This is a genomic window from Sphaerisporangium perillae (assembly GCF_023276435.1).
GTDB lineage: Bacteria > Actinomycetota > Actinomycetes > Streptosporangiales > Streptosporangiaceae > Sphaerisporangium > Sphaerisporangium perillae.
Window position 1 is genome coordinate 136,731 of the sequence record NZ_JALLPO010000025.1, and the last position, 20,486, is coordinate 157,216.

A 20,486-nucleotide genomic window follows, 5' to 3' on the forward strand; every position below is an offset into this window, starting at 1 on the left:
CGCCTTCCACCGGCCACCCCCGCAAGGAACCGCGCCGGACTCCCTCCACGTCCCCGTAACGGAGCCGCGTCCTCGCACCCTTCGCCTCCCGGCTGTGGCCGCTGACCCCTGAGGCCCTCACGGCCAAGCCCCCCCGCCACAGGAGCGGACAGTCCGACTTCGGGGACAGGGCACCACTAGAGAAGCCTCTGGGGCTGCTGTGCCGCTCTCTGGACGAAGAGGCGGAGTTTGCATGCCTTCGGCCGCCTTGTCGGCCCATACGGCGCTTCTGAGCGCTCCGCTGAACCGGCGAGCGCGGACGCGGAGCTGACCCCCGAGGCCGACGCCCTCTTGATCGACCCCGGCCCACGGGCTCACTACGAGGGCTCACCTGAACCGGCTGTACGAAACGCTCAGCCGACGACGCGCAGCCAGATGTTGGTCGCCTGCGGCGCGTGCGTGAGGCTGAGGCGTTCGAGCTTGACGTTGGTCCCGCCCGGGTGGTCGAACAGCCGGACGCCGTCGCCGAGCAGGACGGGCGCGATCAACACGAGGATCTCGTCGAGCATGCCCGCGCCGAGACACTGCCGGGCCACGTCGGCGCCGAGGATGTTGACGTACTTGTCCCCCGCGGCCGCCCTGGCCGCCGCGACGCCGCTGGCGAGGTCACCGACGAAGGTGACACCCGGTACCGGTGTGGGCGGGGCATGGTGGGTCAGCACGAACTGCGGTCCGGTCCACCCACCGCCGAACGGCTCGCCCTCCTTGGCCGTGCCCTTGTGCGGATCGTCGCCCCGGAAGGTGCGGTTGCCGACGAGAAGCGCGCCGATCTGCCCGATGACCTCGTCCACTATCGCGTTGGGCCCGAGGTGCTCGGTCAGCCAGGACATATCACCACCTGGTCCCGCGATGAAGCCGTCCAGCGACATGGTGACCGAGTACAGCATCTTGGCCATGATCTACCTCCGTCGAAATCGATGTTGACCCCTGTCGAGACGGCGGATCGCGCGCGAAATCATCGGTGCGTCGATGGCAATGCCATGGGCAGTTCGAACGCCGGGAACAGGCCGGGGTCATGGAAGGCGGTGGCCGCCACGATACGACCGTCCTCGATCTCGAAAACGGCGATCGCGAACGCGCGGTAGGCGGGCTCGTCGGGGCGCCGGACGTAGGTCGCCACCGCCGGCCGCATGTTGGCCCGCGTGGGCACCATGTGGAACCGGCCCACATAGCCCGGCGAACAGGGGTCCCAGCTTGCCGCCAGGGCCGCCATGACGGAGTCGCGCCCCTGGAACCACATCGGGTAGGGCGGCATCGTCGTCCGTACGTCTTCGGCCAGCAGATCGGCCACCGCGGCGAGATCGGCACGCTCCACCGCGTCCATGTACCGCCGCAGTACCGCCCGTTCCCGCTCGGTGGGCTCCGCCGACGGCGCCCAGTCCAGGCGGCGTTCGGGCAGATGCTCCTTCATCGTGACCCGGGCCCGCTGCAACGCGCTGTTCACCGACGCCACGCTGCCCTCCAGCAGCGCCGCGGTCTGCTTGGCCGGCCAGCCGAGCACGTCGCGCAGGATCAGCACCGCCCGCTGCCGTGGCGGCAGATGCTGGATCGCGGCCAGGAACGCCAGCTCGATCGTCTCCCTGGTGACGGCCACGGCGTCCGGCTCCGCCTCGCTCGGCGCGGCTGGCTCCCACAGCCGGTCGGGAAACGGCTGCAGCCACGCGACGTCCGTACGGGGCGGCAGTGCCAGGCTCGGATCCGACGGCGCCGCCAGGTGCTGCGGGAGCACCCGGCGGGCGCGGCCGTCGAGGACGTCGAGGCAGGCGTTCGTCGCGATCCGGTACAGCCAGGCCCGGAACGTCGAACGCCCCTCGAAGCCCTCGAGGTTTCGCCACGCGCGCAGGAACGTCTCCTGCACCAGATCCTCCGACTCGTCGAACGAGCCCAGCATCCGGTAGCAGTGCACCCGCAACTCGCCCCGATGACGCTCGACGAGCATCGCGAACGCGCCCTCATCACCCGCCCGCGCAGCGGCCACGACCACATCGTCCCCCGCGCCCATGACCACCCTCCCCCTGCCTCAACGTCAGGAAAGCCCTTGCATTCTTATGCCATCAGAGCGAGACGACCCCAGACCACTTGACCGGCCTCTGAACCACGAATGGACCCTGAAGCCCGAATGGACAGTCATCGGTCGTGCGGGCCACCTGCTCGTAGCCGCCCTTCAGCCGCAGACGGCTCGCCTTGTGAGCCACCGATGGCTCCTGCTCGGCTGCCAATGCCCCGCCGTTGAGCCGTAGACGGCTCGCTGTGTTGACTGCCGCGGGCTCGCCGTGTTGAGCGCCGCTGGCCCGCGGTGTTGGTATGCCACGTCCTGGGTGGGCCGCCTAGCATGCCCACCGGCGTGCATGCCGGGTGGGCCGTTGAATCTTCACAGCACGCTGCCGTCTTCGCCTGTGACAGCCACACGATCAGCCCTGGCATCCCCACAGTCCGACCACCGCGACTGGTTCGCTGTCCGCAAGAGCTCCTGGTACGAGCGCGATAGTTCGGCGAATCCACTTGGCGAAGGCAGCCTGCTGGGGATCGTTCGATCTCGACTCGATAGCGGGCACCATCTGCCGCTGAGCGGAGCCGGCCGGGCCCGATGGGCGGGTATGGCGGGGAGTGGCTGGTTACAGGGCCTGGAGTCCTTTGAGGACCTCCTGGAGGAGGCCGGCCTGGGAGGCCGTGGCGCCGGGGGTGGGAGGCTGGGCGGTGATCAGGCCATGGGCGAGCAGGTCGGCGAGGAGCAGGCGGATCACGCCGAGGGGCAGGTCGATGTCGGAGGCGACCTCGACCAGGGGCCGGGACTCGTGCACCAGCGTGAGGAGCAGCCGGTGTTCGGGGCCGAGGTCCAGCGTGTCGGCCGCCTCCGTGCCGGTGGCGGCGATGAGCGTCAGCAGGTCGAACGCCTTGGCGGGCGGCGGGGTCCTGCCCTTGGCGAGGGCGTACGGCCGCAGCACCGGCCCGTCGTCGATCACCTCGGGTTCGTCCATCACACGGCGCCCCTCGGCTGCGTGGAGCCGGGCATCACGCGGCGTCCACCGGGTGTGTGGATTCCGGGCATCACACCGCGTCCATCGGGTGTGGTTCCGGCCATCAGACGGCGCCTCTCGGCTGGGTGGTCAGGTGCCGGCCGACGCCGGCGACGAGGCGGGCCATCTCGTAGGCGATCAGGCCTGCGTCGGTCCCCATCTGGCTCATCACGGCCAGGCAGCTCCCGTTGCCGGCCGAGGTCACGAACAGCAGCGCCGATTCCATCTCCACGATGGTCTGCCGCACGGCCCCGCCGTCGAACCGCAGACTGGCCCCCTTGGCCAGGCTCTGGAACCCGGCCGCCACGGCCGACAGGTGCTCGGCGTCCTCCCGTTCGAGGCTGCCCGAGGCGGCCACCCGCAACCCGTCGTTCGACAGGATGATCGCGTGCTGGACGTCCGTCACCCGGGAGACGAAGTCGTCGAGGAGCCAGTGCAGCTCGGTTTGCATCATCAGACCTCCTCGCCGTCTCGTTCGCTGTCGGCCCGGCCACGCCGCCAGCCCGATTGGAGGGAGTTCAGCAGCGCCCTGGACTCCTCGGGGGATCTGTCCGCGGGCGTACGCGACCTGGATCCGCGTTCGGTGAAACCTTGCTCCGTGGCGCCCTGCGCGGCGGTGCCGTGTCCCGCCGCTCGCGGATCCGCCGCCCGCGTGGACGCCCCCGCCTGCGGCTCGCTCGCCGTCGCGGGATCTCGCTCCGCGTTCTGCTGCCTGAGCTGGGGGGCCAGGTTGGCCTGCCGCACCCGCCGGGGCAGCCCGGCGTTGCCGGAGGCGGGAGCCTCGCCGCTCGCCGTGCGCGACGCGGGCGCGCCGTCGGCGGCGTGCCGGGGCGCGGGTGCCTGTGCCGCCGACGGCCGCGTGGGCAGGCTTCTGGCCCGCCTGGGCAGGCCCGTCGGCTCCTTGGGCGGACTCGCCGGCCGCTCCGGCAGGGCCCTGGAACGGGTGGGCAGGGTCGCGGACCGGCTGGGAAGGGGCGCCGAACGCGGGGATGGCGCCACGGACCGGGCGGGAGGAGGCGTGGGACGTGCCTGCGGGGCACCCGGGCGTTCCGGCTTGGTGATCAGCCGGTCGGGGATGAGGACGATGACGGTCGTGCCCCCGTAAGGCGATCCGCACAGTTCGACCTGGATGTCGTGGCGGGCGGCCAGCCGTCCGATGACGAACAGGCCCAGGCGCTGGGTGTCGGCCGGGTCGAACTCGGGCGGGCGTGACAGCTTCTCGTTCAGCGCGTCGCGTTCCTCGAGGGTCATGCCGAGCCCTCGGTCCTCGATCTCGACCGCGAAGCCCCGCGCGACGAACTCGCCGTGCACGGAGACCTCGGTGTTGGGCGGGGAGAAGGAGGTGGCGTTCTCGATGAGCTCCGCGCAGAGGTGGATGACGTCGGCGACGGCGTTTCCCACGATCGCGGCCTCCGGCATGGGGTGGACGCGGACCCGCGTGTAGTCCTCGACCTCGCCGACCGCCGCCCGCAGGGCGTCCATCACCGGGACGTCCTGCCGGAAGGTCCGGCCCGGGGAGCCGCCCGACAGGATGACCAGGCCTTCGGCGTGCCGCCGCATGCGGGTGGTGTGGTGGTCGACCCGGAACAGGTCGCGCAGCGTCTCGGGGTCCTCGACGCGCCGCTGCATGCCGTCCAGGAGCTTGAGCTGGCGCTGGAGCAGCGACTGGCTGCGCCGGGCGAGGTTGCGGAAGGCCTGGCCGACGGCCTCGCGGAGCGTGGCCTGCTCGACGGCGGCCCGTACGGCGGTGCACTGGACGCTGCTGAAGGCCGCGGTGAGGTCGCGCACCTCGGTGGTGGTGGCCGTGACCGCGAGCGGTGGCGCTTCGATGGTGGTGTCCACGTCCTCGCCCTCGCGCAGCCGCTCGACGAGGCGGGGCAGCCGTACGGTGGCCAGTTCGGTGGCGGCGGACCGCAGGTCGCCGAGCTCTCTGGTGAGCCTGCGCCCGACCCGGTAGGCGACGATGAGGGAGCTGACGACCGCGATGAGCCCGATCGCGCCGGCGAGGCCGGCCCGGACGAACGCGCTCACGGCGACGGGTTCGGCGCTCGCGGCGAGGGCGGCGCCGGCCCGCGTGAGCGTGGCCTGGTAGGAGCTCTCGACCTCGTCGGTGGCCGACCGCCATTCGGTGTGCGAGAAGGTGCTGCCACCGCCCAGGATGATCTCGTCCTCCATGGTGGAGAACCGCCGGTACGCCTCGGAGCGCGCGAGCTTGTCGAAGGGTTCGCGGACCGCGGGTTCCAGCTCGGGCAGTCCCTGGTCGAAGAGGAACCGGCGGGTGGTGGCGAGCTGGGCGAACAGCCGCAGTTCACCGGTCGTCAGAGGACGGTTCGCGATGAACGCCCCCGCCGCGAGCGCCCGCTCGCGGGAGAGGTGGTCCTTGGCGTACCCCATGGCGGTCAGGCTCTGGGACTGGTGATAGAGCGCCACGTCGCTGGTCAGCGTCATGCTGGTGACGAGCTTCTGCATGGCGTCGGGCACCTGGGAGAAGTCCCGGGCGAGCGTGAGCAGGTCCATGGGTCCGCTGTCGATGGCCGTCCGTGTGGTGTCCAGCCGGTCGATCACCGCCATCAGGTCGGCGAACCTGGCGCGCATGTCCGGCGTGGAGAGTTTGGCCTGCGCGCTTTCGGTCAGGGCGAGCCGCCGCATGCGCTGCCGGAGGATGTCGGACTGCTGCCGCTGCCGGATCAGCTCGTTCTGGGTCTGCTGGGAGGGGGCGCCGATGTATTCGGCGGAGAGCACGTGCTCTCGTTGCAGGGCGACCGTAAGCTCATCTCCGGGCTTGCCGATCTCTTCGTACATCGAGGCCACGGTGAGCAGGTTGAGCGAGTCCCGCGTGGTCACGCTGGTCCCGAAGATCCATAGAGCGGTCAGGGAGAGGAGCGGGATCACGAGCAATGCGGAGATCTTGAACCTGATGGACCTGCTCGATGCCATGGCACCTCATCGGTTGGCGGGTTGCCGTCAGGTACCGGCAGCCGAGGGTGAAGATCGCCGATGAGACTAGCATTGTGTCCGGTGATTTTCTTGATACATCTGTGATATTTCGTGAATTAGGTGCTTCCGTGATTAATGTCTACTTAACACCGGAGTGGTGTTTCTTGCGCTGGTTGTAGCGTTTTCCATGGTCCCCGCCATGGCGATGATCGTCGCCATCCGCGCCCGCGCCGGCAGGGCGATCCGCATCAGCTGTACGGCGGAGGCGGCCAGCGCGGTGGCCTCGACGCCGAGGAGCGCCCACTCCACCAGGCCGATCATCACCTGGTGGCCGGGAAGCGCGACGTAGGTGAGCACGGCGAGGCCGCCGCCCGACCCGAGCGCCAGCCACTCCATCGGACGGGCGGCCGGCTTCCACCGCTCGTCGTCACCGAACCGCCGGACCATCAGCGCCGCGGCACCGGCGAGGCTGATCAGGGCGACCGCCACCAGGAGGTCGGCCAACCCGGCATGCGGCACGGCGGCGGCGCCCATCAGGGACACCGCCCAGGCGACCACCAGCCGCTCGGGCCAGCCCGCGAGGGGCGCCCGCACGGCGCGCATGCCGGCGAGCAGCCCGAGCGAGGCGAGCCCGAGCACCGCGAGCACAAACTCGGTCGCGCCACCGTGGTCGAGCACCGCGTACCGGCCGATGGTCACGTCGAGGATGCCAGGGGAGGTGCCGATCAGCCCGGCCGCCATCGTGATCGAGGCGACCAGCATGCCGACTCCGGCGGCCAGGGGGTAAAGCCTTTTCAGCATGGCTCCAGACTGACCGCCGGGGGCCGGTTCGAACATCCGGTGCCGCCCCTGATCGTCCCCTGAGGGGGATCTCGGGGTACCTCAGGGTCCGTGAGGTCAGACGGTGGCGGCGACCTCCCTGTAGCGCGAGCGGACGGCGGGCGCGGGCTCGGCCTCGAAGGCCTCCGCCACGCCCGCCTCCCACCGGGGAGGTTCGGCGGCTCCGCTGAGCAGCCATGCCGCCTGGCGTGCCGCTCCGTCGGCGACGTACTCCCCCGGCTCCGGCACCAGGACAGGACGCCCGAACACCGTCGGCGCGATCCTGCGCACCGCCTCCGACCTGGCGGCGCCGCCGATCAGCAGCACTCTCCGCGGCTGCACGCCGAGCGCGTCCAGCCCGTCCGCGAGCCCGCACAGCATGCCCTCCACGGCGGCCCGCGCGAAGTGCGCGGGTGTGGAGTTGGACAGCCGCAGCCCGTGCATCGAGCCGGTGGCGTCAGGCCGGTTCGGCGTCCGCTCCCCCTCCAGATAGGGGACGAGCACGAGCCCGTCCGCTCCCGGCGGGGCCTGCAGGGCCAGGGCGTCCAGTTCCGCGAGGGTCACGCCGAGCATCCGCGCCGCCGCGTCGAGCACGCGGGCGGCGTTGAGGGTGCACACGAGCGGCAGGAACCGGCCGGTCGCGTCGGCGAACCCGGCCACGGCCCCAGAAGGATCGTGGCTGGGCGCGTCGGCGCAGGCGAAGACCGTCCCCGAAGTGCCGATGGAGACGACCACGTCGCCGGGCAGCAGCCCGACTCCGAGGGCGGCGGCCATGTTGTCGCCTGTCCCCGGCGCGAGCCGCAGGGCGCCGTCACGGCCCGCCTCCTCCGCAGGGGCGAGCACGCGCGGCACCACAGGGGTGTGGCCCATGGCGAGCTTCAGCAGGTCGGAGCGGTAGGAGCCGGTCGCGGGCGACCAGTATCCGGTGCCCGAGGCGTCGCCCCGGTCGGTGGTGAGCGCGTTGACGCCCGGCGCCCCTGCCAGGCGCCAGGTGAGCCAGTCGTGCGGCAGGCACACCGCCGCCGTGCGGACCGCGCTGCCGGGTTCGTGCTCGGCGAGCCAGCGCAGCTTGGTCACGGTGAAGGAGGCGACCGGCACGCTGCCGACCGCCTCGGCCCACGCCTGTGGCCCGCCCAGCTCGCTGATCAGGTCGGCGGCGGCCGGCGCGGAACGGGTGTCGTTCCACAACAGCGCGTCCCGGACGACCTCGCCCCGCTCGTCCAGGCAGACCATGCCGTGCTGCTGCGCGCCCACGGCGAGCGCCGCCACGTCGGACAGGCCGCCCGCCGCGGCGATGGCCTGCTGGAGGGCGTTCCACCAGTGCTCCGGGTGCACCTCGGTGCCGGGCGGGTGCGGGGCCCGGCCCTCGCGGACCAGGGCCCCGGTCTCCGCGTCGCGGATGACGACCTTGCAACTCTGGGTCGATGAGTCGACTCCCGCGACGAGGGTCATCCCCGCACTCCGAGGAGGTGCTCGAGCGCGAGCTGGTTGAGCCGGGTGAAGTGGAAGCCGCGCTCGGCCGCCTTCTCGGGGTCGAAGTCGTCCTTGGCGAGGTCCTCGTAGGTCTCACCGGGGGCCAGGGTGGGCTGGGCCAGCTCGGTGACGCGCGAGTCGGCCAGAGCCTGCTGGACCTCGGGGTCGGCGCGGAACGCCGCCGCCTTCGCCTTGAGGATCAGGTAGGTGCGCATGTTGGCGGCGGCCGAGACCCACACGTCCTCGGCGTCCTCGGTGCGCAGCGGCTTGTAGTCGAAGTGCCGGGGGCCTTCGTAGCCGCCGTTCTCCAGCAGGTCGACCAGGAAGAACGCGCTCTTCAGATCGCCGTGGCCGAAGACGAGGTCCTGGTCGTACTTCGGGCCGTGCTGGCCGTTGAGGTCGATGTGGAACAGCTTGCCGTGCCAGAGGGTCTGGGCGATGCCGTGCACGAAGTTCAGCCCGGCCATCTGCTCGTGGCCGACCTCGGGGTTGAGCCCGACCATCTCGGGGTGCTCCAGCTCGTTGATCAGGCCGAGCGCGTGGCCGATCGTGGGAAGCAGGATGTCGCCGCGGGGCTCGTTGGGCTTGGGCTCCAGGGCGAAGCGCAGGTCGTAGCCCTTGTCGAGCACGTAGCCGCACAAGAGGTCCAGGCCCTCCTTGTAGCGGTCGAGGGCGGCCCGGACGTCCTTGGCGGCGTCGGACTCGGCGCCCTCGCGTCCGCCCCAGCAGACGTAGGTGGTCGCGCCCAGCTCGGCGGCGAGGTCGATGTTGCGCATGACCTTGCGGAGCGCGTACCGGCGGACGTCCCGGTCGTTGCTGGTGAAGGCGCCGTCCTTGAAGACGGGGTGGGTGAACAGGTTCGTGGTCGCCATGGGAACCTTGAGCCCGGTTTCGCTCAGGGCCTGCTTGAAGTTCTGGATGGCCTTGTCGCGGTCGGGCTCGGTGGCGAGGAGGTCGTCGTCATGGAAGGTCACGCCGTAGGCGCCGAGTTCGGCGAGGCGGTGCACCGACGTCACCGGGTCGAGCGGCGCGCGGGTGGCGTCGCCGAACGGGTCACGCGCCTGCCATCCGACCGTCCACAGGCCGAACGTGAACTTGTCTTCCTTCTTGGGTGTGTACGCGTCCACCGCTGGTCTCTCCCGAATTAGTCTATGTTGTGGACTAAATATCGGCCGGTACTCGCCCGAGGTCAAGAGGGCACGTCGGCCGACTTCACCGGAACAGGCTGGGGGCTGTGATCGAACTCGGAGACAACCCCTGATGGCACAGGCCCTGCGGCACGATGCCATGCGCGCGGGAAATCTCGCCGTGGTCCTCGGAGCGCTCGACCGCGACGGCCCGCTGACGCGCGCCGCGCTCGCCGAGGCCACCGGCCTGACCAAGACCACGGTGTCGAAGCTGGTCGCGGACCTCATCGACGCCGGCATGGCGGTGGAGTCCGGCGCGGTGCGGGACGGCGAGCGCGGCCGTCCGGGGGTGGCGGTCCACCTCAGCGGGCACCGGGTGGCCGCGCTCGGACTTGAGATCAACGTCGACTACCTGGCCGGCTGCGTCGTCGATCTCAGCCGGACTGCGCGGCTGTTCCGTACACAGGCTGTGGACAACCGCGCCGCCTCGCCGGAGGACGTGATCGCGGGGCTGCGCGACCTGGCGATCTCCATGCTCGCCGACGCCGCCGGCCACGGGCTCTCCGTCGCCGGCGGCATCGTTGCCCTGCCCGGCCCGGTCGACCGCTCGACCGGCACCGTCCACAGCGCGCCGAACCTCGGCTGGCGTGACGTGCCCGTCGCCGACGCCCTCGCCCTCCCGCTTCCCGTGCTCGTGGACAACGAGGCCAACCTCGCCGCGCTGGGCGAGCTGTGGTTCGGGTCGGGCGCGGCGCTCGGCGACTTCCTGCACGTGTCCGGAGAGATCGGCATCGGCGCCGGCCTGGTGGTCGACGGGGCGCTGTTCCGGGGCGCCCACGGGTACGCGGGCGAACTGGGCCACGTCGTCGTCTCGCCCGACGGCCCGGCGTGCCGGTGCGGCGGCACCGGCTGCCTCGAACGCTACGCCGGGCAGGACGCCCTGCTGCCGGCGGGCGAGGACCTGGCCGGGCTGGTCGCCCGGCTGCGGGCCGGCGACCCCTCGGCCGTGGCCGCCTGCGAGCGAGCGGGGTCGGCGCTCGGGATCGCGCTCACCACTGCGGTCAACCTGCTCGACCCGGACACGATCGTGCTGGGCGGGATCTTCGCACCCCTGTTCCCATGGGTGTCGGGGCCGGCGGAGGCGACCATGCACAGGCGTCTCGGCCAGATCCGCGCCCGCGTCCCGGCCCTGGTCGTCTCCCAGGTCGGCGCCGACGCGGCCCCGCTGGGAGGCGCCGGCCAGGTGATCCAGCGCATCATCGCCGACCCCGGCGCGCACCTCCTCGCGCCACAGCCCTGACCCCGGCACTTCCTCGCGCCACAGCCCTGACCCCGGTACCTCCTCGCGCCACAGCCCTGACACCCCACCCCGCACGGCACCTCCCGGCCGCGGGGGCTCAAGCTGGTGTCATCGCCGTCCTTGCCGAGCCGATAATTGAACTCTCAACCAAGATGGCGTATCATTAGTTGAGAGTTCAACCTAGGAGGCATCATGCCCGTCCACCGTCTCAACCATGCCGTGCTGTACGTGCGCGACGTCGAGCGCAGCGTCACCTTCTACCAGCAGGCGCTCGGCTTTCGCGTGGTCATGGGTATGCCCGGCGCCGCCTTCCTGCAGGCGCCCGCCTCGAACAACGACCACGACCTCGGGCTGTTCCAGATCGGGCCGCAGGCTGGGGAGTCCCAGGCCGGACGCGCCACCGTCGGCCTCTACCACCTGGCCTGGGAGGTGGAGACGCTCGACGACCTGGAGTCGATCGCCGCGAAACTGAGCGAGCTCGGCTCCCTCGTCGGCGCCTCCGACCACTCGACCACCAAGGCCCTGTACGCCAAGGACCCCGACGGCATCGAATTCGAGGTCTCCTGGCTGGTGCCCGCCCACCTCATCACCGAGGAGACGCTCGCCGGACGCAGCAGCATCAAGCCGCTGGACATCGCCCGCGAGAAGGAGCGCTACGGCGCAGGCACCCGCGGCGGGGTCGGCATCTCCATCGCCGCCGGCTGACCGGCCGCCTAATCCCGGGCGGCGCCACCCCCCGCGCTGAGCTCGCGTTGCAGGGTGAAGGCCTGGTGCAGGTAATCCCGCGCCAGGTCCGCCCGGCCCGCCGCCCGGTGCAGTTCGCCGAGCATCCGCGTCGCGCTGGCCTCCCCGCTGCGGTCGCCCAGCCGTTGGAAGATCGTTCGTGAGCGTTCGAGCTGCGCCGAGGCGTGCACCCGCTCGCCCCGTACCGCTCGCCGGTTGCCCAGGCTCTGCATGGCGTACGCGGCGCAGTGACAGTCGCCGAGGCTCTCGAAGATGTCCAGTGCCTGGTCCTGGAACCGCATGGCGCGGTCGAAGTCGGCCGCCAGATCGTTCAACCGCCCGAAGTGGTTGAACACGCAGCCCTCCCTGTGCCGGTCGCCGAGCTCCCGCGCAAGCCGCAACGCCTCGTCCAGCCACCTCGCCGCCGCCTCCAGGTCGCCCGACTCCAGGCACACCTTGCCGATCGCCTGCCGCGCATAGGCCTCACCCACCTGGTCGCCCATGCCGAGGAACATGCCGAGTGCCTGCTGGAAGCGCCTGAGCGACCTGAGGCGCCGGCCGCGGATCTGGTCCACGGCGCCGAGCCCGCAGATCGCGATCGCCTCGCCCCTGCGGTCCCCGAGCTGGTGGAACAGCCGGTACGACCGGTGGAACATCTCCACCGACTCGGCGTAGCCGTCCTGGTACAGGTAGACCTGGGCGAGACCGCGGAGCAGCGCCGCCTCGCCCCGCAGGTCCCCCTTCGCGCGCACCGCCTCGAGCGCCATCTCGTGGGTGCTCCGCCAGGCGTCGTAGTGCCCGCGCAGATCGAAGTAGGGAACGAGGGAGGCGGCGAGGCCCCACGCCGAGTCCGCCATGCCCGCGTCGGCGGCCAGCCGTACCGTCCCGACCAGCGCCTCCCGCTCGGTGTCGAACCACGACAGCGGGTCGGAGGCGACCTGCCCGATGGTGACCTCGGCCGGCTCCCAGCGGGTGGCCGTCGGGGACATCAGGCCGAAGACGGTGGTCGGCAGCCGCGCGGTGGCCTGCTCGGCGACCGCCAGCCACGCCCCGACCACCCGGCCGAGCGCCAGCCCTTCGGGGTCGGCGTACGCCTTCTCCCTGGCGCCGCAGCGGATGAGGTCGTGCAGCCGGTAGCGCGGCTGGCCGATCGGATCGCTGCCCACCAGTTGCAGCAGGTTCGCGTCGACCAGGTCGTCCACCACGTCGTCCGCCCGATGACGGTCCAGCGCGGCGTCGACGACCCAGGCGGGCAGCGACTGCGGGCCGAGCAGGCCGAGCATCCGGAACGCCCGCGCGGCCTCCTCGGGCAGGAGCAGGTAACTGCGGTCCACGCTGGCCCGCACCTCCAGGTCCCCGACCCGCAGCTCGCTCAGCCGGCGGGCCTCGTCGTCCAGCCGCCGCTCCAGCAGGCGCAGCGACCACCCGGGCCGCGCGACGAGACGGGCTCCGGCGATCCTGATGGCGAGCGGCAGGTACCCGCAGGATCGGGCGATGCCCGACGCCGCTTCCCTCTCCCGCTCCAGCCGCTCGGCGCCCACGATCTTGCCGAGCAGCTCTTCCGCCTGCTCGGGGTCCAGCACGTCCAGCTCCACCTGGCGGGTCCCGGGCAGCTCGGTGATCCTGCGGCGGCTGGTGACCAGCACCGAGCATCCGCTGCCGGGCAGCAGCGGGCGCACCTGCGCGGTGCTCGCCGCGTCGTCGAGCACGACCAGCATGCTGCGCCCCGACAGCAGCGACCGGTACAGCGCGGAGCGCTCGTGCACGCCGTCGGGCAGGGCGGCCTCGGCCACGCCGAGCGCGTGGAGCGCCTCCGCCAGCAGGTGGGCGGGGCCGGCCGGCGACAGCGAGGTGCCGGAGAGGTCCAGGTACAGCTGCCCGTCGGGGTAGCCGGCCCGTACCTCGTGCGCGCAGTGCACCGCCAGAGCGGACTTGCCCACGCCCGGCGGGCCGACGACGACGGTGATCGCCGGCGGCCCCGCCGTCCGTTCCGGTGACAGCGCCGCCACGAGCGCCGCCACATCATCCTGCCTGCCGGTGAAGTCGGGCACGTCCGGCGGGAGCTGGTAGGGCGGGCACGGCTCGGACGCCACGGGATGCTCGGCGGCTCCGTTCTGCTCCGCCACCGCCTGCCCGCCCGCCGTGGGCGGGTCCTGCGGCACAGGCGGGTCCTGCGGCAGGGGCGGCTCGCCGGCCACCAGGACGGCGGCGTGGGTGCGGCGCAGCTCCACACCGGGCTCGATCCCGAGCTCCTCCACCAGCCGGTCGCGGATGGTCGTGTACGCGCGCAGCGCCTCCGCCTGCCGTCCGCTCCAGTGCAGGGCCAGCATGAGCTGCTGCCACAGGCCTTCGCGGAAGGGGTGGTCCACGAGCAGCCCGCGCAGCTCGGTTATCGCGCTGGTGTACTGCCCGAGGGACACGCGCATGGCCAGCAGTTCCTCGGCCACCGTGAGCCGGGCCTCCGCCAGGGGTGACAGGCGGCTGTCCCAGAGGGTGCTGCCCGGCAGGTCCGCCAGCGGCGCGCCGTGCCACAGGCTCAATGCCCGGCACAGCCGGTCCACCGCGTCCTGCGTGCGGCCGTCGGCGCGCGACCGCCGGCCGTCCTCGACGAGCTGCTCGAAGGTGAGCAGGTCGAGGTCCTCGGGGCGTAGTTCGATCATGTAGCCGGACTGCTGGGCGCGGATGGCCGTCCGGGCTCCCGCCTCGGCGAAGCCGGCCCGCAGGGAACTGACATAGGTCCGCAGGTTCTCGACGGCCGACCGCGGCCGCCGGTCGGGCCACAGCACTTCGACGAGGAAGCTCGTGCTGACCACGCGGTTGGCGTGGAGCAGGAGAGTGGCCAGCAGCATCCGCGGTTTCGCGCCGCCGAGCCGCAGGGACTGCCCGTTGAGCCGGACATCCAGCGGTCCGAGGACGCTGAATGTGGGCTGATCAGCCATCATGCCCGCTTCCGCTCCTTTGAGACTTTGCCACCGGTTAGGGGCTGGGTCATACGAAGCCTGGATCTTATTTGTATCCGTTTTGGACGTTTCTTATACGGCTTATCCGGACGCTGTACGCCAAACGGACGCTTCGAAGCCGCCCTTCGGAGTTTCTCCCGAGAACGCCGTAACCGGTCCACGGAGTCGGAACCCAGCGCCGACCGGCCGGAGCTGCGAGAAAGGAACTGCATGAAGATCAAAGGATTGTTGACGGCGGGGGTCGCGCTGTTGCTCAGCTTCGCGGGCGGGGTCGCACTGGCTCCGAGCGCCAGCGCGGCAGGGCCCCGCCCGAACTTCCAGATGCCCTTCCCCTGTAACCAGTCATGGACCGGCAACTCCAGCGCCAGCAGCGCCCACCAGTCCTGGGAGATCGACTGGAACCGGGGCAGCACGGCGGACGCCGACCTCGGCGACACGGTCGTCGCCGCCGCGGCCGGCACGGTCGTCATATCGGCCCACCAGGGCTCGACCAACGGCTTCGGCAACCTCGTGAAGATCGACCACGGCGGCGGATGGTCGACGTACTACGCCCACCTTCGCGTCCGCTCCGTGAGCGTCGGCGCGCAGGTCTCGCAGGGCGAGAAGATCGGCGAGGTGGGCAACACCAGCAAGCCGGGCAACAACATCTCGCCCCACCTGCACTATGAGGTGCGGACCACCGACACCTCCTACCCCGCCAACATCCAGAAGGCCGTCTTCAACGGGACCACGTTCGGTTACCCCATTCAGACGCTGACCTCGCACAACTGCTCCGGCAGCAACAACCCCTACTCGCCGGAAGAGGTCTGCGGCAGCGGCTACAGCGTCATCGACTCGGCGGCCCTGGGCTCGGCGGGCAGGGTCTACCTGCTCTACAACACCTCCAACGCCTACAACTGCGTGGCCACGATCAAGAGCACGTCGGTGGGCAGCGCCACCGCGACCTCCGCCTACTTGGAGGTCCAGGGCAAGAGCCGGATCACCGACTCGGGCAACTTCTCCTACTACGCGGGTCCTGTACGCGCCTCGGCCTCCAACACCTGCGTCAAGTGGGGCGGCAAGGCCGGCTCCTCCACCTACGACAGCGCCTTCGAGCACTGCGGCTGACCGATCCGCCTCGGCGAGCATTCCGCGCGCCGAACGGATCTTGACGGGTAATCGGTAAAGCCCCTGATCCCGGCAGGAAACCGGCCGCCGAATCGGCCCGGGAAACCGAATCCGGCGGCCACTCCCGCCGTGGAATCCCCTGCGGGATCACCCAGCGAAGATCCTGCGAGGCCACTTCCATCACCACCGGAAGTGGCCTCGCGCCATGCGATACGAGCCACTCGAATACCACCTGCGGGACATTCGTCCCCGCTCGTCCCGGGCAAGGACGGACAGTGGCTCAGGCGCGGCGGGTGGAACGGGACACCGTCCCAGTACACCCGGGACAGGGTCGGCGCTTGGCGTTCCGCGTCAGCGCGTGCGGGCGGCCCAGCGGGCCAGGGCGGGTACGGGCAGCGAGCACGCGAGGAAGACGGCCGCGACCAGCAGCCAGCCCCACGCGGCGAGCGTCGTGAGCGCGAGGGTGAAGACGGCGGGCGCGAACATCTGCACCGTCGCGGTGGCCGCCTCGGAGACGCCCTGATAGGCGCCCCGGGCGTCCTCCCGCATGAGCTCCACCGACAGGCCCCAGCTCCCGCCGACGAACCCCAGCTCGCCGGCGAGGTGGAACAGCGCGGCGAGGGTCACCACCGCGATCGCCCCCGCGCCCGAACGCCCAGCCGTGGTCGCGAGCAGCACGCAGCTGACGGCCAGGAACGCGCCCGCCCAGACGGTGGTGCGCGCCGCCCGCGCCGTCGTCCCGGTGAACCTGGTGACCGAAATCTGCAGCGCCGCGATGCCCACCGAGCTGATCACCACGACCACGCCGCTCAGCGACAGCGGCAGCCGCGTGGCGTTCGCGATCCACAGCGGCAGGCCCGTCGACAGCATCGCCCAGCACAGCGACAGCACGGACGTCGCACCCACGACGGCGAGGTAGGGGCGGTCACGCAGGACGATCCGGACGCGGGGCCACGGTCCGCGCTCGCCCCGGCCACCGGGCGACGCGACGGTGGCGGTGAGCACGGCCAGCACCGCGAAGCTGAGCACATTGCCTCCGATGGCCACCAGGTACGCGGACGGGCGGTCGGCGGCGAGCACCAGCGCTCCCGCGCCCGCTCCCACCGCGTAGCCGACGTGCTGGGCGACCCGCTGCCGGGCGAGCGCCCCCACCCGGGCCTGCGTACCGGTTACCAGCCCGGCGACCAGGGCGGTTCGGACGGCGGAGGCCCCGTTGGCGGGCGCCACGAAGAAGGTCGTGACCAGGACGAGCATCCACGGATCGCGGACCAGCGTGTATGAGGCCATGGCCAGCCCGCGGAGCACCGTGATGGTGACGAGGATGGCGCGCGGGTCGAACCGGTCGGCCATGGCCCCGAGCGGCATCGCCGTCACGAGCCCGACGCCGCCGGCCACCGCCATGGCGAGTCCCACCATGGCCGGTGGGAGGTGCAGCACGCGGGTGAAGTACAGGGCCCAGATGGTGAACCACAGCCCGTCGCCCAGCGCCGAGATGCCCCGCCCCCACATCAGGCGTCCGAGCCCCGCCGCTTCGTACTCGACCTGCCGGGCGGGGGCGACGACCATTGCTCAACCACCTTTCATTGCTCCCTTAATGGTGAATGTATCGATATCTGAGGCATCCAAACAACCACCATTCACGAACCCATGAATCTTGATAGGATGACCGGCGAACCGGCGACTTGCTCGTAGGTCGTGGAAGGGCGGCGCGACGACCCGGCGGTCACTGGGCGCCCGCGACGATCGGTATCCATCGGTGACAGCGGTCATCGGCAGGCGAGGAGGCCCCATGGGGAGATGGGTGGACTCGGCGGATCCGGTTCTGGGGTCCGCCATCTCCCTCGCCCGGGAGCTCGCCGACCCCGTGCGCCTGACCGCGCTACAGCTCCTGTCGGCCGAAGGGCCGCACACGCTCAGCCAGCTCGCCGACGTCCTCGGCATCTCCGCACCGCGCCTGAGCAACCACCTGGCCCGCCTGCGTGCCGCCGGGCTGGTCACCGTCGAGCACACCGGCCGGCACGCGGTCTACCAGGTGGCCTCTCCCGGCCTCGGCGACGTACTGACCGCGCTGGCCCGCTACGCCCGCGCCGACCTGGCCGCCCGTCCCGACCGCCCGCCGAGTGCGGACGACGTCGCCCACACCTGCTACGACCACGCCGCCGGACTGCTGGGCGTGTCGGTCTTCAGCGCGCTCATCGAGCGCGGTGCCCTCCAGCCGCCCGACGGCCGTGACAGCGCGCTCGCCTTGGGTGGCGACCCGGCCTTCTTCGCCGAGCTCGGCGTGGACCTGGCCACGGTCGACACCCGCCGCCGCAAGCTCGCCACGGCATGCCTGGACCGCGCCCACCGCCTCCCCCACCTGGGCGGCGCGCTAGGCAAGGCGGTACTCGACGCCTTCATCGCCCGAGGGCTGATCGAGGCACACGAAGGCACCCGCGAGCTGACCGTGACGCCTCGCGGCACCACCGAACTCCCCGCCCTGCTGCCGGCCTTCACACCATCCACCTGACTCAGCACAGCACGACCGGCAGTCGGCTCAGGTGCCCGTACGACCGGAAGGGCAACGGCCGACATTCCCTCCGTAGGGGGTTCTCCCGCATGTCCAGATAAGGACGCGCGGACAACCGGCGACCACCGTGGATGGTCGTGCTTATGCACATTCACGGTCAAAGGAGTCGCCTTGCGCGTCCGTTCCTTGCTATCAGCCGCCGCACTCGCCGCCGGCCTGGTAGTCACCCCGGTCGCCGCTGGAGCCGCCGACGCCGCCACGACGGCCACCGCCTGCCAGTACAAGCGCGTCGGCAACCACTGGAACTGCATCACCCCGGGCGCGTTCTGCCCGGCCGCCGCCCACGGCAAGTATGGCTACGCCAAGGTCACCCACCGCCAGTACACGTGCAAGTACCGCTCCGGTGACATCCGCTGGCGCTGGCTGCGATAGCGCACGAGCCACCGGCCGCCCCCGGCCCCCATACCGGCGGGCCGGGGCATCCCGCCGCTTACCGAGGGGCCAGGGCTCAACAGTCGAGCACCTGGCCCCTCGTCAGGCACGGCCTCGGCGTGACGAGGCGACCCGGCCGGCGGCGAAGAGCAGGGCGACCGCGCCGAGGACCAGGACCAGTTGGCCGACCAGGTTCGCGGCGTCCGCGTTGCCCTCCAGAGCCAACAGGACGAACCCGGCCCAGGCGTACGTCAGCAGCGCGCCGCCGCCCAGGGCGAACCGGTGGACCGCCGCCCAGCCCGTGCGCCGCGACCACCGGACGACCAGGACGGCCATCACCGCGAGCAGCACGATCCCGATCCCCGCGCCCCACCAGCTCTCCGGCCGGACGACGAACACACTCGACGCGACGAACGCGACCGTCCCCACAACCCAAGGATTCGGCGCACGCCCCCTGCCCTCCAATCCGGACCGACCGTCCTCCAGCCCAGACCGGCCCTCCTCCGGCCCGGATCGCCCGTCCTCCCGCCCGGACCGGCCGTTCTCCGGCCCTGGACGTCCGTAGTCCGGCCCGCGGCGCCTTCCGAGGGCGAACGCCGAACCGATCAGGGCGACAATCAGGGCGCCGGCACCGAGCAGCCGCGGCACCGGCGCGAGAAAGCTCGACACGTGATCGGCGAAGATGGCGGCGGAGCCGAGCAGGAAGATCACACAGGTCATCGTCAGACCGACCCTGCCCAACCAGGGCGTGGTCCTGCGCCCCGGTACAAGCGACTCGACGATGACGATCGGGACCCCGATGCTCCAGATCGCGTGCCCTGCGATGAAGGTCTCCGCGTAGAAGGCACTGACACCGAGCACCGGGACATGCGCGACGCTCTGGAAGTCGTAACCCTCGTCGAAGGACGGGTTGAACAGCGACTGGTCCAGCAAGCCCGCTTCGAGCAGTCCGTAGGCCGCCGCCAGCAGCATGATGGTGGGCCAGCCTCGCCCGGTCCGGCGCGCCACCTCACGGATGATGAGCGCTCCACCGCCGTACATCGGCGCGAGGATGAGCACACCCGCGATCTCGGCGGGAGGGATGTTGCCGAGCAGGTACTCGGCGACCAGCGGGGTGAGAAAGAACAGCCCGAAGGCGGGCGCGAATCGTGCCAGCATCCGCGGCCGACGGGAGGTCGCCGAGCCGGAGCCGGTCATGCGATCGAGGAAGGCCATGAGCCCACCGGGCGGGCGATCCCTGGGTGACGCGACGAAATCGGACATGATCGAACGCTAGAGGCCGCGACCGCGCCGGCGGATCGGCCGTCCGGATCCGTCCTCTCAACCGTCGTAGTCCCTCAAGCAGACCACGCCCACCGAAAGTACCGACCACCACGACTTCGGTACCGACGACGCCCGAGGACCCGGAACTGGGAGACCGGCAGCGCGTGGCTTGGGGGCGCGAGTGTTGCCGTTGGGGGTGCGATGGCGCGTCACCAACCGGCTCAGGTAGTGTTGCGGCCCCAAGCAGGGAACGTACCGAGGAGGTGAGCCCCATCACCGCTGTACCAGGTCGGGTGCTCCCATCTCACGGCCGTGCGGTCCGCCTGACATAGGTGACCCAGGGAGCGCCCACAAGGCATCCCGAAAGGCTCCCATGTCGGCTTCACCGTCACCCCTCCCCCGCCCCGCGACTTCCCCCGCACCTCTCATCGGGTCCGCCGCTCCTCCCTCGCCGTCCACCGAGTCCACTGCCTCGCCGGAGCCGGCCTCCCGAGACGCCGTCGTCACCAGGCTGCGCGCTGCCGGTTGCGTCTTCGCCGAGGACGAGGCGGACCTGCTCATCTCCGCGGCGCGCACACCGGCCGACCTCCTCGCCATGGTGGAGCGGCGGGCCGACGGACTGCCTCTCGAATACGTCCTCGGCTGGGCGGAGTTCTGCGGCCTGCGGATGGCCGTGGACTCCGGGGTCTTCGTCCCCCGCCGCCGCACCGAGTTCCTCGTCCAACAGGCCATTGCCCTCGCCCACCCGGCCCCCACCCCCACCAACCAGGTCGCTCTACC

The 20,486-nt window shown here is 71.3% G+C and carries 17 protein-coding genes; 6 read left to right on the forward strand and 11 right to left on the reverse strand.

Annotated features, from left to right (window positions below):
* Positions 1-392 precede the first annotated feature (392 nt).
* From MYF83_RS24630 to xylA, 8 genes are all read right to left on the reverse strand, one after another.
* On the reverse strand, positions 393-935 hold the full coding sequence (locus MYF83_RS24630; RefSeq protein ID WP_248963051.1) for a dihydrofolate reductase family protein: 543 nt from the start codon (positions 933-935) through the stop codon (positions 393-395).
* Positions 936-994: 59 nt separating this feature from the next.
* Positions 995-2,041 (reverse strand): sigma-70 family RNA polymerase sigma factor, encoded by a 1,047-nt coding sequence (locus MYF83_RS24635; protein WP_248963052.1) that lies wholly within the window; start codon positions 2,039-2,041, stop codon positions 995-997.
* 613 nt (positions 2,042-2,654) lie between these two features.
* Positions 2,655-3,017 (reverse strand): DUF742 domain-containing protein, encoded by a 363-nt coding sequence (locus MYF83_RS24640; protein WP_248963053.1) that lies wholly within the window; start codon positions 3,015-3,017, stop codon positions 2,655-2,657.
* 103 nt (positions 3,018-3,120) lie between these two features.
* Positions 3,121-3,507, reverse strand: coding sequence for a roadblock/LC7 domain-containing protein (locus tag MYF83_RS24645; protein WP_248963082.1), 387 nt, complete (start codon positions 3,505-3,507; stop codon positions 3,121-3,123).
* Positions 3,508-3,509: 2 nt separating this feature from the next.
* Complete coding sequence (locus MYF83_RS24650; RefSeq protein WP_248963055.1) at positions 3,510-5,993, reverse strand: nitrate- and nitrite sensing domain-containing protein; 2,484 nt, start codon at positions 5,991-5,993, stop codon at positions 3,510-3,512.
* 132 nt (positions 5,994-6,125) lie between these two features.
* Positions 6,126-6,794 carry a DUF998 domain-containing protein gene (locus MYF83_RS24655; protein WP_248963057.1) on the reverse strand — a complete coding sequence of 223 codons (669 nt, stop codon included), beginning with the start codon at positions 6,792-6,794 and terminating at the stop codon, positions 6,126-6,128.
* A gap of 96 nt (positions 6,795-6,890) precedes the next feature.
* Positions 6,891-8,264, reverse strand: a complete 1,374-nt coding sequence (gene xylB / locus MYF83_RS24660) for a xylulokinase (RefSeq protein ID WP_248963059.1) — start codon at positions 8,262-8,264, stop codon at positions 6,891-6,893.
* Positions 8,261-9,412 carry a xylose isomerase gene (xylA, locus tag MYF83_RS24665; protein WP_248963061.1) on the reverse strand — a complete coding sequence of 384 codons (1,152 nt, stop codon included), beginning with the start codon at positions 9,410-9,412 and terminating at the stop codon, positions 8,261-8,263. The genes xylB and xylA overlap by 4 nt, the downstream gene beginning before the upstream one ends.
* A 133-nt stretch (positions 9,413-9,545) precedes the next feature.
* Between xylA and MYF83_RS24670 the strand changes: the two genes are divergently transcribed.
* On the forward strand, positions 9,546-10,712 hold the full coding sequence (locus MYF83_RS24670) for an ROK family transcriptional regulator (RefSeq protein WP_248963062.1): 1,167 nt from the start codon (positions 9,546-9,548) through the stop codon (positions 10,710-10,712).
* Positions 10,713-10,904: 192 nt separating this feature from the next.
* Positions 10,905-11,417 carry a VOC family protein gene (locus MYF83_RS24675; RefSeq protein ID WP_248963064.1) on the forward strand — a complete coding sequence of 171 codons (513 nt, stop codon included), beginning with the start codon at positions 10,905-10,907 and terminating at the stop codon, positions 11,415-11,417.
* Between the two features lie 8 nt (positions 11,418-11,425).
* Here MYF83_RS24675 and MYF83_RS24680 read toward each other — a convergent pair whose 3' ends face one another.
* Positions 11,426-14,377 carry an AfsR/SARP family transcriptional regulator gene (locus MYF83_RS24680; protein WP_248963066.1) on the reverse strand — a complete coding sequence of 984 codons (2,952 nt, stop codon included), beginning with the start codon at positions 14,375-14,377 and terminating at the stop codon, positions 11,426-11,428.
* Positions 14,378-14,605: 228 nt separating this feature from the next.
* Between MYF83_RS24680 and MYF83_RS24685 the strand changes: the two genes are divergently transcribed.
* Complete coding sequence (locus MYF83_RS24685; protein ID WP_248963067.1) at positions 14,606-15,502, forward strand: M23 family metallopeptidase; 897 nt, start codon at positions 14,606-14,608, stop codon at positions 15,500-15,502.
* A gap of 351 nt (positions 15,503-15,853) precedes the next feature.
* Here the strand turns inward: MYF83_RS24685 and MYF83_RS24690 are convergent, their stop codons facing one another.
* Complete coding sequence (locus tag MYF83_RS24690) at positions 15,854-17,068, reverse strand: MFS transporter (RefSeq protein WP_248963069.1); 1,215 nt, start codon at positions 17,066-17,068, stop codon at positions 15,854-15,856.
* Between the two features lie 223 nt (positions 17,069-17,291).
* Between MYF83_RS24690 and MYF83_RS24695 the strand changes: the two genes are divergently transcribed.
* Together MYF83_RS24695 and MYF83_RS24700 are read left to right on the forward strand one after the other, a co-directional pair.
* Complete coding sequence (locus MYF83_RS24695; protein WP_248963071.1) at positions 17,292-18,011, forward strand: ArsR/SmtB family transcription factor; 720 nt, start codon at positions 17,292-17,294, stop codon at positions 18,009-18,011.
* Between the two features lie 171 nt (positions 18,012-18,182).
* A complete protein-coding gene (locus MYF83_RS24700; protein WP_248963072.1) occupies positions 18,183-18,443 on the forward strand; it encodes a hypothetical protein in 261 nt (86 codons plus the stop codon).
* Positions 18,444-18,545: 102 nt separating this feature from the next.
* Here the strand turns inward: MYF83_RS24700 and MYF83_RS24705 are convergent, their stop codons facing one another.
* Positions 18,546-19,658, reverse strand: a complete 1,113-nt coding sequence (locus MYF83_RS24705) for an AF_0692 family protein (RefSeq protein ID WP_248963073.1) — start codon at positions 19,656-19,658, stop codon at positions 18,546-18,548.
* Between the two features lie 421 nt (positions 19,659-20,079).
* On the opposite strand from MYF83_RS24705, the gene MYF83_RS24710 reads away from it, so the two are divergent.
* Positions 20,080-20,486: class I SAM-dependent methyltransferase (locus tag MYF83_RS24710; RefSeq protein WP_504974546.1), on the forward strand; the 407-nt coding region annotated here is incomplete at its 3' end.

Coding starts and splice junctions, on each gene's coding strand:
- MYF83_RS24630 (WP_248963051.1), bottom strand. CDS start 935: ATGGCCAAGATGCTGTACTCGGTCACCATGTCGCTGGACGGCTTCATC.
- MYF83_RS24635 (WP_248963052.1), bottom strand. CDS start 2,041: ATGGGCGCGGGGGACGATGTGGTCGTGGCCGCTGCGCGGGCGGGTGAT.
- MYF83_RS24640 (WP_248963053.1), bottom strand. CDS start 3,017: ATGGACGAACCCGAGGTGATCGACGACGGGCCGGTGCTGCGGCCGTAC.
- MYF83_RS24645 (WP_248963082.1), bottom strand. CDS start 3,507: ATGCAAACCGAGCTGCACTGGCTCCTCGACGACTTCGTCTCCCGGGTG.
- MYF83_RS24650 (WP_248963055.1), bottom strand. CDS start 5,993: ATGGCATCGAGCAGGTCCATCAGGTTCAAGATCTCCGCATTGCTCGTG.
- MYF83_RS24655 (WP_248963057.1), bottom strand. CDS start 6,794: ATGCTGAAAAGGCTTTACCCCCTGGCCGCCGGAGTCGGCATGCTGGTC.
- xylB (WP_248963059.1), bottom strand. CDS start 8,264: ATGACCCTCGTCGCGGGAGTCGACTCATCGACCCAGAGTTGCAAGGTC.
- MYF83_RS24670 (WP_248963062.1), top strand. CDS start 9,546: ATGGCACAGGCCCTGCGGCACGATGCCATGCGCGCGGGAAATCTCGCC.
- MYF83_RS24675 (WP_248963064.1), top strand. CDS start 10,905: ATGCCCGTCCACCGTCTCAACCATGCCGTGCTGTACGTGCGCGACGTC.
- MYF83_RS24680 (WP_248963066.1), bottom strand. CDS start 14,377: ATGATGGCTGATCAGCCCACATTCAGCGTCCTCGGACCGCTGGATGTC.
- MYF83_RS24685 (WP_248963067.1), top strand. CDS start 14,606: ATGAAGATCAAAGGATTGTTGACGGCGGGGGTCGCGCTGTTGCTCAGC.
- MYF83_RS24690 (WP_248963069.1), bottom strand. CDS start 17,068: ATGGTCGTCGCCCCCGCCCGGCAGGTCGAGTACGAAGCGGCGGGGCTC.
- MYF83_RS24695 (WP_248963071.1), top strand. CDS start 17,292: ATGGGGAGATGGGTGGACTCGGCGGATCCGGTTCTGGGGTCCGCCATC.
- MYF83_RS24705 (WP_248963073.1), bottom strand. CDS start 19,658: ATGGCCTTCCTCGATCGCATGACCGGCTCCGGCTCGGCGACCTCCCGT.